This window comes from Oscillospiraceae bacterium (assembly GCA_035380125.1).
Lineage (GTDB): Bacteria > Bacillota > Clostridia > Oscillospirales > JAKOTC01 > DAOPZJ01.
Window position 1 is genome coordinate 61,346 of record DAOSWV010000007.1, and the last position, 14,064, is coordinate 75,409.

Genomic DNA, 14,064 nt, shown 5'->3' on the forward strand with positions numbered 1-14,064 from the left:
CCGGTACGCGTTTATTATGCCCCGAAGCTTTAAAATTTTCATGCAATTTGTGGCATTACGTTTCGAAATTCCACCAAGTCACGGTTTGGCTTGTGTCGATTTGCATACCCGCTTTGCGCTGCAGCGCCATTGAAGCCGTGTTTCCGAGGATCACTTCACCGACGGGAAGATTTCCCTCCGCAAGCACTTTTCGAATCAAAAATTTTTCCAATTTCAAACCGAGTCCCTTTTTACGGTACGGTTCGAAAACCTCCAGAAATCCCATCTCGCCGCTGTCATGCCGACCGATGAATCCCGCAGGGCTGCCGTCAATATAGATGCCGTACATAAACCCGCCCGCAAGTCGCTCGGTGAAGTATTCCTCGTCGGTGTACAGGTGATAATACTCTATCATCATCGGCAGATCGACAACGGTTAATTGGCGGATATCGTCATCGACTGCCTCGGGCGGCTCTTTTTTCAAGTAAGCGGCTGTATTGCACCTCGTGATCCCACTTGGGTTTTTCGCACGCAGAATATCGTCATAGAATTCCTCATGCGCCAATATTGTATCCGTTTCAGGTACTCTTTTAATCAGTTTCCCCGCCGACCTATGATCTTTTGCCGACAGCAAATAATGGCCCGCGTTTTCTTCGTGTATCAAAATGCCGTCTTCGCCGCAGTACAAAATTTGAGCCGCGCCGCTTTTGAGGCAATACAGCAGCAAAGCGCGGTGCGGCAGATCATTTTCGGCGTATGCAATGCAAAACTCTAAATCGGTCATTTATGTTTCAGCTTTCTCTTATTGCCGTCTTTGTCGACCAGCGTAATGGCGTCGAGCTGTCCGCGCAGACTGTCGCGGAATGCCGCGACATATAATGCACGCAGATGGGTCTGCTCTTTCTTTTCATCCTCGGTCAGACCGCCCTCGCGCTGCTTTTTGGCGAGTTCGTTGATCCGGTCGATTTCTTTTTGTGTCACCATAATTCAAGTCCTTTTCCTTTGGGGTTTGCCCTTATAGCCGCCCCATTTGTCCCAATATTCGGCACTGTCGGAATAGCCGGTGAATTTTCTTAACTCCGCTCTCGGCATGCCGTCTTCCAGTAATTTCTGCACTTTTTGCGCGGTGTCGCGGAAGATGTGCATCTTTTCGACTGTCTCCGGACCGAGGGTATCTCCGCAGATATAGGTATGCACATTACTTGCGCCGTCCGCAGCCGCCAGATAGACGAAATCCGCCGTATCCTGTTTGCTCATCTGCGGGAAATGGAACGAACCGACCCGCCACATGAACGGCACACGGCAGGTTTTTTCGATGATCGGCGGCGTCAGCATCGGCGAAATCGAGGAGTCGTAGCGCTCGATACGTGCCTGTTCGAGAAATTTTAGTTGATTCGGAAGCAGTCCTTCAATGTGAATGTTGCGCTTGCCTGTGGTGCGGAATCGGTAATATTTTTCCCAAAACGGAAGCACAAATTCCGGCCAGATGGAGTCGGGAATCAAACTGGCGATGTCGTCAGCCATATAACCGCCCTCCATGTCCGGATACGGCGTATCATGATTGATACGGCAGGCAGCGGCGGAATAGTCGTTGATGCTGTCGGAGAGCAAATCAAAGAATTCGAGCGTCGCCTCCGGCTCGTCGTAGATCTCGGTGAAAATATGATCGCCGAGCAGTTCATAAGCCGTTGTGATGATGCCCTCGACACCGAACGCAAATCTCACCGAACGATTCGGGAAGGCTGCCCGGAGTTTTTCGGCAAATTCCATATAAAGCGGGAACATACCTTCTTTTGAAAAGTCAATGCCCTGTTTGGATTTCAACAGCTCGATGCCCTCTTTAACCGATGAGCAGATATGACGCAAACCGACTTCACCGTCCTCGGGAAAAAACAATTCGGCGCCCAGGCAATTCACATGCCCGTAACTGATTGCAGGTGTGATCATCTGAGGCATCGGAAAGCCCTGATATAACTCGGCCAGCTTTTTCTCGCCCTCTTGATACATCCGGACATTTTTCTCGACATCGAGAAAATATTCCCGATAACTGATCCCCGACAATTTGATCAGCGCCGTGACGGTCGATCCGGTACTCCAAGTGAACGGCGTATTCTCACGCAGCGTGGAATAATCGACCGTTCGCGGTTCAGGGTTCACTGTCAGCTTGTCCATATCGGTGTTCCGCCTTTCAAAATTTTGTTCAAGTGGCTCCCGAGACCTTTTTCAATGCCTGCTTGACCTCGGCGCGATAGGCCGGCGGAGAGGCCGCGACTACGACGTCATCTCTTAAAAGCACGACGCTGCCGCGCGGGACAATCATCTTTCCCTCACGCAGAATCGAAACCAAAATGCAATTTTGCGGCAGATCGAGTTCTTTGATCATACGGTTTTCGAGCGGCGAACCCTTGGTGACCGTGACCTCGTTGATCGAGACCTGACCCGCTGTGACCGTGGATAAAAACCGGCTGTCGGCATCGTCAAGCTGACGTTCGATTAAGTTTGCAATATAACCGGTGCTGCTGACCGCAATATCCACGCCCAATTTCTGCACCACCTGAAGATTCTTCGGATTGTTGACTCTGGAGACCGTCTTTTTGACGCCGAAGCGGATTTTGGCCAGCTGACAGGAGATCAAATTGATCTCGTCCTTACCGGTAACTGCAATAAAGGCATCCGCCTTATCGGTCTCTGCCGCAGTTTGTTCTTCAATTTTGCTGCCGTCACCGCAGATGACCGACCGGTGCAGATCGTTTGCGACTTTGGTGCAGATCTCGGGCCGCAGCTCGATCATTTTGACTTTGTGCCCGCCCTCAATCAGGGTCTTGGCGAGGTTATATCCGACCTTTCCCAGGCCGACGATAACAACTGTCATCCGATCCATCCCTCCTAATCCACTTTATGTGAGACAACCAGCCGGTCGCTGGCGCCGAGTTTACGCTCGGGATGCTCCACGACCATGGTCATATCGCCGCTGGCATGCATCGCTCCGAATAACAGCACACCTTCCTGCGCGTAAACCTTTGCAAGTTCAGCCAGGGTCATTCCGGTCTCATGTTCGTCGGGGTTTTCAATGGTAAACGAGAGCGTACTCATACCGAAGTGCAGGGTCTTGTGCGCCATTTCCGCCTCTACCGTCGCCGAATAGACCGCGTCGATGGTCAGCTTGGTCGGGCAGATGGTCTGCAGACCAAAGCGGTTGTAAGCATCTTCACGCTCGGGGTCATAAATTCGTGTGACCACCCGCCGGACATTGAATACATTATGTGCGATCTGAGCCGCCATAATGTTGATGTTGTCGTCGTGCGTGACGACCGCCACAATGTCGCAGGCGGCAATACCGGCTCTTTGTAAAACGTCCTGATCGCATTCGAAGCCCTCGAAAGTCATTCCCGCGAAATCGCTTGACAACTGCAAAAAATTGCGCGCATCGCTGTCGACGACCGAGATATCATGCCCCGCCTCCGACAGACGCGACGCCAGCGCCGAGCCGACTTTTCCGCATCCGATGATCAAAATATTCATACCATGACCGTCCTTTCGCTCAAAGACATCTAAATTATCCGACGATGATCTTGCCCTCCGGCAGAATCTCGTTTTTATTGCGGGTTGCACGGTGCGTTGTTACCGCTAATGCAAACGTCACAAGCCCCACGCGGCCTAAAAACATGTTCGCCATTAAAATATATTTCGAACTGTCCAACAGCGTCGGCGTCAGATCGCAGCTCAAGCCGACCGTGCCCGCCGCGGAAAACACCTCGAACAGCGTGTCCATGGGACTGATCTCCTGCACCACAATCTCATTGGAGAAGATGATAGCTGCCGAAGTGAAAACCATTGCCAGCATCAAAATCATAATCGTAAGAGCGCGGTAGACCACATCACTGCGAATCTTTTTGCCGCCGATCACCGTGTCCTGCCTGCCGCGCAAAAAACTCCAGATCGTCATGACGACCACCCAGAAGGTTGTGATCTTGATACCGCCGCCGGTGGAACCCGGTGCCGCGCCGATGAACATCAGCAGGCAGAACAGCACTTTTGTGCGCGTAAATAAGTTTGCGACTCCCACGGTCGAAAAGCCCGCCGTACGGGTCGTGATCGACTGGAAAACCGAATTGAGAATTTTTCCGCCGAGATCCATATTACCGATGGTGCCGGGGTTATAATATTCCGACATGAAGAAGATCACTGCGCCGAACAGGATTAAAGCACCTGTGAGCTTAAAGACCAGTGAAGAATGCAGCATCATGCCGCGCTTTTTAAACGTACCGAACAGATCGTACCAGACCAACACCCCTAAACCGCCGATGACGATCAAAGCCATAACAGTGATTAAAACCACCGGGGAATCCTGAAATGAGATCAAACTGGAAAAGGCGCCTTCGCTGCCCATTAAGTCAAAACCGGCGTTGCAATATGCCGAAATCGAGATAAATATCGCCCGAAAAATACCGCCCGAACCGTATCGATTTACAAATGCCGGCATTAAAATAATGGCACCCATGGCCTCGATGACAAACGAAAACATCACAACCATGCGCAAAATCGTCCAGACTTCGGGCAGAGAATTGTAACTGACCGATTCCGACGCGAGTGAAAGGTCCTTGAGTCCGAATTTACGCTTCAAAAAGCTGCCGACGAAAAGTGTGATCGTAATCAACCCCAGACCGCCGGTCTGCAGCAATACCAGAATGATGGTCTGTCCGAAAACCGACCAGTAATTATATGTATCTTTGACCACCAGTCCAGTTACACAGGTCGCGGAAGTGGCTGTGAACAGGCAATCGGTGAACCCGGTGGCAACACGATGCCGAGTCGCAATCGGCAGCATCAAAAGCAGCGCTCCCAGTAAAATCAAACCGAGAAAGCTGACGACGATCGATACCGCTGGTGAGACCGACGAAAAAATCCCTTTCTTCCTCTTTTTCAGCATGTTTTATATTTACTCCTTCACTCAGCCGGAAACCGCTTCGGAGACTTCCTGCGAGGACTCCGCCTGTTCGGAATTGACGTCGGGCACCGAGACGCTCGGTTTTTCAGGCGCGCTGCTCGTGTCAACGGCAGCCATCGCGTCACCGTGAATCGCATATGCCAACGCATAAAGCATGTCCGTCACCGACGGCGTGTACTTCTCGACAAAGCTGTTGTCGATCTCATAGATTTTCCCCGCCGAAGCCGCGGAGAGCTGCGAAAAATCGCTGTCGTAGATATAGGTAATTGCGGGTGGATTCGAGACGATGATCAGATCGGGGTCCGCTGCTAAAATTTCTTCGAACGACATCGTATAACCCCGTTGATTTGCCGCGATATTGGTCACGCCGGCAAGCTGCATGATCACACCCGCAAGCGTGTCGCCCGTGGCCACCGCACCTTGATTCGAAAGCACGAAGATGCCCGTGGGCTCGTCCACATTTTTGAGTTTGTAAGCGACATAGTCGAGTTTCTGCTCAAAATCGGCCAAATAGTCACGTGCAAGAGCTTCTGCGCGATTGGTTCCGCGCAGCACTTTGGCGATTTCGTTCACCCGCTGTTCGACTTCCTCAATCGAGGTCGGGATCGGCAGTACGCAGATTTGGATATTATTTTCGGCCAATTTAACACTTGCCTCCTGCGGCAGCTCCACGGCCGTAAACACGACCTGCGGGGCAAGTGCGATGATGGCGTCGACATCGGGTTCATTGACCGTACCCATACTCGGCAGCAAGCGCACGTTTCCGTTATAATCGCAGTACTCGCTGCGTCCGACCAGCAGTTGGGATTGATCCAGTCCGTAGATGATTTCGCCGATATAAGGCGAGAGGGTGACGACCGCCATCGGATAATCCGCGATCTCGGCTCCGCCGACTGTGACGGGGTAATTCTTGGGTCTCGAACAGCCCGATATAAGTATCAGAATAACAAGAAGCCCGGCGAACAGTTTTTTCATGGTTTATCTCCCGAAATTCATGGTTTTATTTATTATCTGTCTGTTTGATGGGGTTATTCCGCTCAGAAAAGCTCTTCCTCGACTTTGGCGCAGAGGAAATGATAAATCGGCAGATGGAGTTCCTGAACTTTATAAGTTTCTTTTTCCGGAACCCGGATGCAGAGATCGCTGTGTTCTTTCAACTTACCGCCGCCTTCGCCGGTCAGCCCGATCACGGTCATACCGAGTGCATGCGCCGTCACAGCGGCATAAGCGGTATTTTTGGCATTTCCCGAGGTGGAGATGGCAATTAAAATATCTCCCGCCCGCCCGTAGGCGATCAGTTCCTGTGCATAGATCATATCAGGATCGATGTCGTTTGCAACAGCGGTGGAAAGCGAAAGATTTTCGCACAGATCGTGTGCCGGAAGTCCGCCCTGCAATTTTTCACCGAGTTTTTCACCCAGTTCCGAATCGGCTGCCGCCAGCCGGCATTTCATCGTATCGTCCAGCGGTCGCTTGGACAAAAAGCCCTTGACCAGTTCGCCGACGATGTGGGTGCTGTCGGCTGCGCTGCCGCCGTTGCCGCAGACATAGACGCGTCCGCTGCCCACAAAGCAGGTTTTCAATTCTCTTGCGGCTGCATCAATATCCTCTGCGCAATATAAAAGCTGCGGGTGCCGTTTGATCAAATCCTGAATATCCATATTAAAAATCCTTTCCGGTGTTGTTTTTATCTTAGTACCGATTCACCCGTCGGATCAATTCCGACGATCAGCGGCAGATTTTCTACTTCGAGTTTTCGGATGGCTTCGCATCCGAGATCCGCAAAGGCCACCACTTCGCTGCTCTTGACACAGTCGGCGATTAAAGCGCCGCACCCGCCCAATGCGCAGAGATAATAGGCCTTGTTCTTTTGAATTGCGGAGATTACGCCGGAACTTCTGCGCCCTTTTCCGATGGTCGCGGTGAGACCCAAACCATATAACCGCGGCGTATAAGGATCCATACGTGAGGAGGTTGTGGGACCGCAGGAGCCGATTACCATACCTTCCGGCGCGGGGGTCGGGCCGCAATAATAAATAATTGCGCCATTCAATTCAAACGGCAGCGGCTCTTCTTCCTCTATCAGCTGCGCAAGGCGTTTATGAGCGGCATCGCGCGCGGTGTAGATTGTACCGGTCAGCAAAATATCGTCTCCGGCGTGCAGATCAACCGTCTTTTCGGCGAGCTGTTTTGTCGTCACCTCAGTCACATGAGCCCCTCCTTTGCGTTGTACGAAAACATTATGAATATAAGTTCTCCGTACGCTTTGAATTATACAACACCGGCCTGTTAAAATCAACCGCAGTCAGTCTTATCTCAACGAAAGTCAAAGATCGAACGGTGTTTGGTATTCGGATTCAATCGAGTCTTTTTGCCCGAAAACAGCCGCTTTACCAAAGGACGGTCATCTTCGGCTTCGGTGATTTTGGCCACCGCCACGGTCACATTGTCACCGCCGCCTGCGGCAAGCGCCGCTGTTACCAAATTATCTGCGATTTTAGAAGCGGTGCCGCCGTGTCCGATGATCTCGGCGATGGAAACATCCGAGACCATATCGGTGAGCCCGTCGCTGCAGATCAAATAGATATCGCCCAATTCCGGTGTTTTTGCGGATATTGCGGGCGTCAGGATCATCTCCTCCTCAAACATTCCGAAGTATTGCGTCAGGCGGTGTCTGCTGCTGTCGGTTTCGGCCTGTTCGGGTGTCATCAGCCCCATGTTGATTTTCATCTGCGCCTCAGTGTGGTCGACGCTCACTTGAAATAAACTGCCGTTTTGATAGTGGTAAATTCGGCTGTCGCCGACGTTGACGGAAATCACCGAATCGGTTTTGAAAATCACGACCGCACCGGTTGTGCCGATGCGCTTACCGGTCGCTGTAATCTCTCCGCAGATGCGTGTGTTTGCGGTTTTGGCGAATTCTGCGATTGCTTTTTCGCTGTCGTCTCCGCACAGGGCATCCCGAAACTCCGCAATCGCCTGTGCCGTGATTGCAGATGCGAATTCGCCGTAATCCTGCCCGCCCATGCCGTCGCAAATGCCCAAGACACACGGAAAATCGAAGGCGTCGGCAAACCGTACGCCTTCGTCAAGCTGTATCGCGCTGAACAGTTCCCCGTCGATACAGAGGTTATCCTCGTTGTTGCCGCGCACCTTTCCGGTTTCGGAACGCGCGGCCGCTTCCAAAATTACTTTTTTCCCCACATTGTTCTCCGTTTTGACAATCATTTATTGCGAAACGGCGGGCAGAGCCCGCCGCTTTTTGTCATTTTTTATGTTTGAAGATGTTCATGATGTCGAAGTAATCATCATCGCTTGTGACAGGTGCTTTATCGTTTTTAGCCGTCTGGGGCGTTTGCGGTTTAAACTGCGGCGGCGTCGTTTTGGGCAGCGGCTTTTGTTCGAAGCTGGGTACCGTTTTGGCCGATTCGGTATGCGGCCTCGGGGTGCTCGAGGAGAACAATCCGTTGACCTGTTCGGAGAAGATGTCTTTACCGACCGAATTCACGCCGCTCTGGGCAAACCCCGTGGCAATGACGATAATTTTGATCTCATCCGACATCATCTCGTCGAACGCGGCACCCCAGATGATGTTTGCTTCGGGATGCGCCGATTGGGCGATCATAGTCGATGCCGTTTCGATGTCTTCAAGTCCGATATCCGGCGAAGAGGTGATGTTGATGATAACCGAACGCGCACCCGAAATGGAGGTTTCGAGCAGCGGGCTGGTGATGGCTGCGTTAGCCGCTTCGATGGCTTTGTCTTTGCCGGTGGCTTTTCCGATACCCATATGGGCATATCCGGCGTCCTTCATGACGGCCGAGACATCGGCGAAGTCGAGGTTGACAAGCCCCGGAACGTTAATGAGATCGGAGATGCTCTGAACACCCTGACGGAGCACGTCATCGGCGATTTCAAACGCATTCAGCAGTGTGATTTTTTCTTCGGAGACCAGTTTGAGCCGGTCGTTGGGTACGATAATTAACGCATCGACCGTTTCCTGAAGCATCGCCACGCCTGCTTCCGCGTTTTTCGTTCGCTTGAGGCCTTCCCATGTAAACGGGGTGGTGACGATACCGATGGTAAGGGCGCCGAGTTCTCTGGCGATCGAAGCCACCATCGGCGCCGCACCCGTTCCGGTGCCACCGCCCATTCCGGCGGTGACAAAGACCATGTCGGCCCGCTGCAGCGTCGCAGCGATGTCGTCGCGGCTCTCTTCTGCGGCACGCTGTCCCCGCTCGGGAATCGAACCCGCACCCAGTCCTTTGGTGACTTTATCTCCGATTTGGAGTTTTTGCGTCGCCTGAACAAAATCGAGTGCCTGCTTGTCCGTGTTGACCGCGATAAATTCTGCGCTGGTCATTCCGGATTTGCACATACGGCTGATGGCGTTTCCGCCGCCTCCGCCGACACCCACAACTTTTATATTCACGCCTCTGGTGGTTTCATTATCAAACTCAAACGGCATATGATTTTTCCTCCCCATCATTTTTCCGGCGAATATCTGTCTTGCTATAGATTATAACAGATATTACCGCCGTTTTCAATACTTTCCGGCTCGTTTCACAGTCGGAATTTACATTCTTATTCCGCTGATTCGGGTTCTGAGCCCGTCCATGGACCCGGATCAAAATACAATTGTTTACCGGCACTCACGTCTGCAACCCCGGTTTCGTTTTCACCGAGTTCGTTCTCGATGAAATATTTAGCGAACTTCACTTTTTGCGTAAGATCTTCGTCGGAACCCAGTTGAATCTTTATCCGATCCGCCCAAACAGCATAATTGACAGTGGCGCTCGTGGTTCCGACTGCGGTAATCCCGCCAAAGCCTCCGTCTTCAAAGGCCGCGTTGATGGCGCTTAATCGGGCCAAAACATCAATCTCGGCAGTTGCTATATACCCATTTTCAATCGTCAAATCGGTGAGTCCCTCATATCGGATGCCCGCACCGGAATAACCGTATTCCAACACCCTGCCTTTACCGCTGATCAGCAATAAATTGCTTGCGCCCAATGTGACGACTGCCGTATGTTGCGGCTCGCTGACGGTGATGATCACCTCATTGGGTAATTGTTTTTTAATAGTAACCGTTTCGGCATAACACAGGTTGTCCGTGATGCCCTCGATGATTTGGTCCTTTTTCAGACGCAACAGATTTTCACCCGTCTCTATGCCAGAAGCCGCAATAATTTGGTCGGCGGTATAACGTGTGTTGCCCTCAACCGTGACCATCTCTATTTTAAAAAATACCGTGCAGCATAAAATGGTCCCGACGATCAGTGCAATCAAAAAGATCGGAACCGCATAGAGGCCGCGCTTGCCTTTCCTGCGCCTTTTCGGCGGCTGTGAACCAGTCGGGACTACACGCCTCTTTTTCCTTTTTTTTATATTTCTCACTTCGGCCATTTTCAACTTCCCCTCTGAACTAATCCTCGATATACTCTTTCCATATGCGGCCGCCGATTGCCGCAAAATCCCGTTGGATATCCTCATAGCCGCGGGCGATATACTCTGTGTTATGGATGATGCTCTTGCCCTCGGCGCCCAATGCTGCCGCGACCAGCGCCGCACCGGCTCTCAGATCGCTTGCCGCAACCTCCGCGCCCTGCAAAACCCGCTTGCCCTCGATGATCGCCGTTCGGTCATAGACCCGCATGTTTGCGCCCATCCGATTGAGTTCGTCGGCATATTTAAAGCGGTTTTCAAAAATCGTCTCGATGATCGTCGACGTACCGGTTGCATAGGCCAAAACCGCACCAAGTAAGGGCTGCGCGTCGGTGGGAAAGCCCGGAAACGGCATCGTACGCAGAGTCGGGATTGGTTTCGGCGGCTTTTTAAACCGAAAATAAATGCCGTCCTTTCCGGAAAAAATCCGTCCGCCGCAGGTTTCAAAAGCCGAGAGCACCGAGTCCATATCCGAGGCGACCGCGCCCCTGATGTAGATCTCGCCGCCGCAGATGGCCGTCGCGGCCATAAAAGTCGCCGCTGCAATCCGGTCGGGCATATTCTCGAATTCACAGCCGCTGAGCTTCTTGACGCCGTCAATCGAGATGACACTGCCCCGCAGGTTGATTTTTGCGCCGCAGGTGTTCAGGAATTCAGCCAGTTTTTCGACCTCCGGCTCCTGTGCCGCGTTGATGATCGTCGTATGTCCGACCGCCGTTGAAGCCGCAATCATGATGTTTTGGGTCGCGCCGACGCTCGGAAACGAAAAAGAGATTTTTGCGCCCTTCAAGGGTTTTTCGGCGACGCAGACAATTCTTCCGCCGCTGTCGCTGACGTTTGCACCGAGTTCACGCAGGCCGTGCAGATGGATGTCCAACGGTCTGCAGCCCAATACACAGCCGCCCGGATAGGTGATTTCGGCGCGTCCGGTCTTTGCCAGCATCGCGCCCAGAAAGATTGAGGATGAGCGCATACGCCGCATCAGCGCGTCATCGATGGTATAACCCGGATCGGATGCCGGTTTGATGCTCATGACGCTGTTTTCCAGCGTCGCATCACAGCCCAGTGAGGTCAATATCTCAATGCAGCTGTCGATATCGCTCAGATGCGGGCAATTGGTGAGTTTTACCGGCCCGTCGCATAAGTAAGCCGCAGATATAAGCGGCAATACGCCGTTTTTTGAACCTTGAACCTTAATTTCGCCGATGAGCCGTTTACCGCCGATGACTGCCAAATCCGCCATATAGAGTTCCTTTCGAATATTGTGGGTACAACCCATAATATGCGAAAGGCCGAAGGCTGTTACTGTTTAAAAAGACGCCGAAGTTGTTCGTAGATACGGTCGCAGACGTCGTAGATGGCTAAGGTTTGTTCCCCTTTGCGCATGTTCTCCATGGTCTCCCGATTGGAAATGATGCGTTTGACCGTATCATACAGCAGATTCGCCGTCAGCTCGTTCTCGGTGATCACCACCGCGCCGCCGTTTTGCTCGATCAGTTTGGCGTTGTGATATTGATGGTTTTCAGTGACGTTGGGAGACGGGATCAAAACCGCCGGAGTGGCTGTGACGGCCAACTCCGCAAGTGTCGAAGCCCCCGCCCTGCTGATCATAAGATCGCAGGCAGTCATCAGTGTCGGCATATCGTCAATGAACTCCGTCACCGTGATACGGTCCTCCGGATTGTTAAACCGGACATGCGCTTCGCTGAGTGATTTTGCAAACGGCTCATAATAGCCCCTGCCGGTTCCGTGGACGAATCTGCAGTTTGGCAAGGTCTTTGTCATCCCCAGAAAATCCGCCATAACCTTGTTAAACACTTTAGCGCCCAAAGATCCGCCCGCCGAGACAATTAAAAACTCCTCGGGTTTGATGCCGTATTTTCTGCGTGCGCTCGCCCGTTCGGTATAGATAAACTCATCCCGGATCGGATTGCCGACGACGACTTTATATTTTGCCTTCGGCAGCCGCTCTCCGGCTTTGGAATTCGGCAGCAACACCACATCAACCTTGCCCGAAAGCAGTTTTGTGGTCACACCCGGGAAAGTATTCTGTTCGTGAATCATCGTCTTGATCTTTCGTTTTGCCGCGCGATTGACAATCGGCCAGCTTACAAAACCGCCGACCCCGATCACAAGATCGGGCCGAAAGCGATCGAGAATTTTATCGGCGGCCTTGAGCGCGTGCATAGCGGTTTGAATAGTTTTAAGATTATGACCGATGTTTTTAAACGTCAAACGCCTTGCCAACCCGTCCATCTTAATCGGGTACATCTTGTAACCCGCCGCAGGCACAAGGCGGCCCTCCATCTTATTGGGATCGCCCGCAAAGGCAATATCCCAATCCGGATGTAATTTTCGAATATATCCCGCGATGGCCAACGCCGGGTTGATATGCCCGCCGGTGCCTCCGCCGGTAATCAATATCCGCATCGTTTTACCTCCTATAAAGCATTGTCAATCGTCGTAGATCGGGATATCGACAACACGACGCCCATCTCGGCAAGCAGCATCATCAGTGACGTCCCTCCGTAAGAGAAAAACGGCAGTGAGATACCGGTGTTCGGGATGGTGTTGGTGACAACCGCGATATTCAGGAGCGCCTGCAGGCCGATTTGAACGGTCAGCCCCACGGCCAGCATCGCGCCGAATTTATCCTTGGCCCGGAAGGCAATTTTAAAGCCCCTCCATACCAGCCAAACAAACAATAAAATCACGATAATTGCCCCGATGAAACCGAGTTCTTCGCAGACCACCGAAAAGACAAAGTCATTCTGCGGCTCTGGGATATACAAATGCTTTTGGCGTGAATTGCCGAGACCCACGCCCCATAACCCGCCCGAACCGATCGCATACAGGGACTGGATGGTTTGATATCCCTTATCGAGCGGGTCCGACCATGGATCGAGCCAATAAGACACCCGGTCAAGCATGTACTGGATGTTACCCGACAACACCACTGCGACAAGGCCGACCGCAATCGAGCCGAAAATTCCGACAAAATAGGCCCAATGCGTTCCGCCGACCCACATCATAACCGCTGTGATTGCCACAAACAATACAATACCGGACATGTGCGGTTCTTTATACATCAAAAGTACGACGGGAACCAATAAGATTAAAAACGGCAAAACACCGTTTTTAAAGCTGCGCATCCTGCGCTCAAAATCGGCTTTTTCGGAGAAATCGGAGATGATTTTTGCAAACAGCACGATGATAAAAAATTTCATCAACTCCGACGGCTGGAAGTTGAAGCTGCCGATATAGATCCACCGATGTGCGCCGTTTCTTGCCGGCATGAATAAAACCACAACCAGCAGCGCAAGTCCGATCAGATAAAAAATCCAAGCAAAACGCTTGAGCGCGTTGTAGTTGATATAAGAGATCAACATCATAAACAACACGCCGAAAATGGCGAACCGCAGCTGGCGCATCACATAAAATGCACTGCTTCCCTCGTGTTGGAGCGCATAGACGTTTGAGGCCGAATACAGCATCACCAGTCCCAACGCCAATAAAATGATGATCAGAAAGAAAAAAGGCATGTCAAAATAGCCCCTTGCGGCAATGCCGAAGAAAAACGACTTCTTTTTCGGCGCCTGTATGGTGCGAAGATTTCCCCGCACCGTGTGCGGTTGCCCCGAGGGCGTTCGCACCGAGGGCGTATTCTGACCTGTCCTCTGCATGATTATGAA

The 14,064-nt window shown here is 52.0% G+C and carries 15 protein-coding genes; all 15 read right to left on the reverse strand.

The features are described 5' to 3' along the window. Positions 1 to 55: 55 nt before the first annotated feature. Positions 56 to 763, reverse strand: a complete 708-nt coding sequence (locus PK629_03795) for a GNAT family N-acetyltransferase (GenBank protein HOP10596.1) — start codon at positions 761 to 763, stop codon at positions 56 to 58. After that, the gene (locus PK629_03800; protein ID HOP10597.1) at positions 760 to 963 is read right to left on the reverse strand and encodes a DUF896 domain-containing protein; all 204 of its coding nucleotides are present in this window, start codon (positions 961 to 963) and stop codon (positions 760 to 762) included. The genes PK629_03795 and PK629_03800 overlap by 4 nt, the downstream gene beginning before the upstream one ends. Positions 964 to 966: 3 nt before the next feature. After that, positions 967 to 2,151: a hypothetical protein gene (locus PK629_03805; protein ID HOP10598.1), complete on the reverse strand. Its 1,185-nt coding sequence runs from the start codon at positions 2,149 to 2,151 to the stop codon at positions 967 to 969. A 28-nt stretch (positions 2,152 to 2,179) separates the two neighbouring features. Further along, entirely contained in the window at positions 2,180 to 2,851 is a 672-nt protein-coding gene (locus PK629_03810; GenBank protein ID HOP10599.1) for an NAD-binding protein, read from the reverse strand. A gap of 14 nt (positions 2,852 to 2,865) precedes the next feature. Further along, positions 2,866 to 3,501 carry a TrkA family potassium uptake protein gene (locus PK629_03815; protein ID HOP10600.1) on the reverse strand — a complete coding sequence of 212 codons (636 nt, stop codon included), beginning with the start codon at positions 3,499 to 3,501 and terminating at the stop codon, positions 2,866 to 2,868. A gap of 34 nt (positions 3,502 to 3,535) precedes the next feature. Continuing rightward, complete coding sequence (locus PK629_03820) at positions 3,536 to 4,909, reverse strand: potassium transporter TrkG (protein HOP10601.1); 1,374 nt, start codon at positions 4,907 to 4,909, stop codon at positions 3,536 to 3,538. Positions 4,910 to 4,930: 21 nt separating this feature from the next. Beyond that, positions 4,931 to 5,902 carry a helical backbone metal receptor gene (locus PK629_03825; GenBank protein ID HOP10602.1) on the reverse strand — a complete coding sequence of 324 codons (972 nt, stop codon included), beginning with the start codon at positions 5,900 to 5,902 and terminating at the stop codon, positions 4,931 to 4,933. Between the two features lie 62 nt (positions 5,903 to 5,964). After that, complete coding sequence (locus PK629_03830) at positions 5,965 to 6,588, reverse strand: SIS domain-containing protein (protein ID HOP10603.1); 624 nt, start codon at positions 6,586 to 6,588, stop codon at positions 5,965 to 5,967. A gap of 26 nt (positions 6,589 to 6,614) precedes the next feature. Continuing rightward, the gene (locus PK629_03835) at positions 6,615 to 7,136 is read right to left on the reverse strand and encodes a FumA C-terminus/TtdB family hydratase beta subunit (GenBank protein HOP10604.1); all 522 of its coding nucleotides are present in this window, start codon (positions 7,134 to 7,136) and stop codon (positions 6,615 to 6,617) included. A 107-nt stretch (positions 7,137 to 7,243) separates the two neighbouring features. Next, entirely contained in the window at positions 7,244 to 8,131 is an 888-nt protein-coding gene (locus PK629_03840; GenBank protein HOP10605.1) for a serine/threonine-protein phosphatase, read from the reverse strand. A gap of 61 nt (positions 8,132 to 8,192) precedes the next feature. After that, positions 8,193 to 9,395 (reverse strand): cell division protein FtsZ, encoded by a 1,203-nt coding sequence (gene ftsZ, locus PK629_03845; GenBank protein HOP10606.1) that lies wholly within the window; start codon positions 9,393 to 9,395, stop codon positions 8,193 to 8,195. Between the two features lie 116 nt (positions 9,396 to 9,511). Next, a complete protein-coding gene (locus tag PK629_03850; GenBank protein HOP10607.1) occupies positions 9,512 to 10,333 on the reverse strand; it encodes an FtsQ-type POTRA domain-containing protein in 822 nt (273 codons plus the stop codon). 19 nt (positions 10,334 to 10,352) lie between these two features. Beyond that, the gene (murA, locus tag PK629_03855) at positions 10,353 to 11,615 is read right to left on the reverse strand and encodes a UDP-N-acetylglucosamine 1-carboxyvinyltransferase (protein HOP10608.1); all 1,263 of its coding nucleotides are present in this window, start codon (positions 11,613 to 11,615) and stop codon (positions 10,353 to 10,355) included. Between the two features lie 59 nt (positions 11,616 to 11,674). Next, on the reverse strand, positions 11,675 to 12,802 hold the full coding sequence (locus tag PK629_03860; GenBank protein ID HOP10609.1) for a UDP-N-acetylglucosamine--N-acetylmuramyl-(pentapeptide) pyrophosphoryl-undecaprenol N-acetylglucosamine transferase: 1,128 nt from the start codon (positions 12,800 to 12,802) through the stop codon (positions 11,675 to 11,677). 11 nt (positions 12,803 to 12,813) lie between these two features. Further along, positions 12,814 to 14,055 carry a putative lipid II flippase FtsW gene (ftsW, locus tag PK629_03865; protein ID HOP10610.1) on the reverse strand — a complete coding sequence of 414 codons (1,242 nt, stop codon included), beginning with the start codon at positions 14,053 to 14,055 and terminating at the stop codon, positions 12,814 to 12,816. Positions 14,056 to 14,064: the final 9 nt, after the last annotated feature.

Excerpts from the sequence above, each read along its gene's own strand:
- PK629_03820 (HOP10601.1), bottom strand. The coding sequence starts at position 4,909 with ATGCTGAAAAAGAGGAAGAAAGGGATTTTTTCGTCGGTCTCACCAGCG.
- ftsW (HOP10610.1), bottom strand. The coding sequence starts at position 14,055 with ATGCAGAGGACAGGTCAGAATACGCCCTCGGTGCGAACGCCCTCGGGG.
- ftsZ (HOP10606.1), bottom strand. The coding sequence starts at position 9,395 with ATGCCGTTTGAGTTTGATAATGAAACCACCAGAGGCGTGAATATAAAA.
- PK629_03860 (HOP10609.1), bottom strand. The coding sequence starts at position 12,802 with ATGCGGATATTGATTACCGGCGGAGGCACCGGCGGGCATATCAACCCG.
- PK629_03800 (HOP10597.1), bottom strand. The coding sequence starts at position 963 with ATGGTGACACAAAAAGAAATCGACCGGATCAACGAACTCGCCAAAAAG.
- PK629_03850 (HOP10607.1), bottom strand. The coding sequence starts at position 10,333 with ATGGCCGAAGTGAGAAATATAAAAAAAAGGAAAAAGAGGCGTGTAGTC.
- PK629_03825 (HOP10602.1), bottom strand. The coding sequence starts at position 5,902 with ATGAAAAAACTGTTCGCCGGGCTTCTTGTTATTCTGATACTTATATCG.
- murA (HOP10608.1), bottom strand. The coding sequence starts at position 11,615 with ATGGCGGATTTGGCAGTCATCGGCGGTAAACGGCTCATCGGCGAAATT.
- PK629_03815 (HOP10600.1), bottom strand. The coding sequence starts at position 3,501 with ATGAATATTTTGATCATCGGATGCGGAAAAGTCGGCTCGGCGCTGGCG.
- PK629_03805 (HOP10598.1), bottom strand. The coding sequence starts at position 2,151 with ATGGACAAGCTGACAGTGAACCCTGAACCGCGAACGGTCGATTATTCC.
- PK629_03795 (HOP10596.1), bottom strand. The coding sequence starts at position 763 with ATGACCGATTTAGAGTTTTGCATTGCATACGCCGAAAATGATCTGCCG.
- PK629_03810 (HOP10599.1), bottom strand. The coding sequence starts at position 2,851 with ATGACAGTTGTTATCGTCGGCCTGGGAAAGGTCGGATATAACCTCGCC.
- PK629_03830 (HOP10603.1), bottom strand. The coding sequence starts at position 6,588 with ATGGATATTCAGGATTTGATCAAACGGCACCCGCAGCTTTTATATTGC.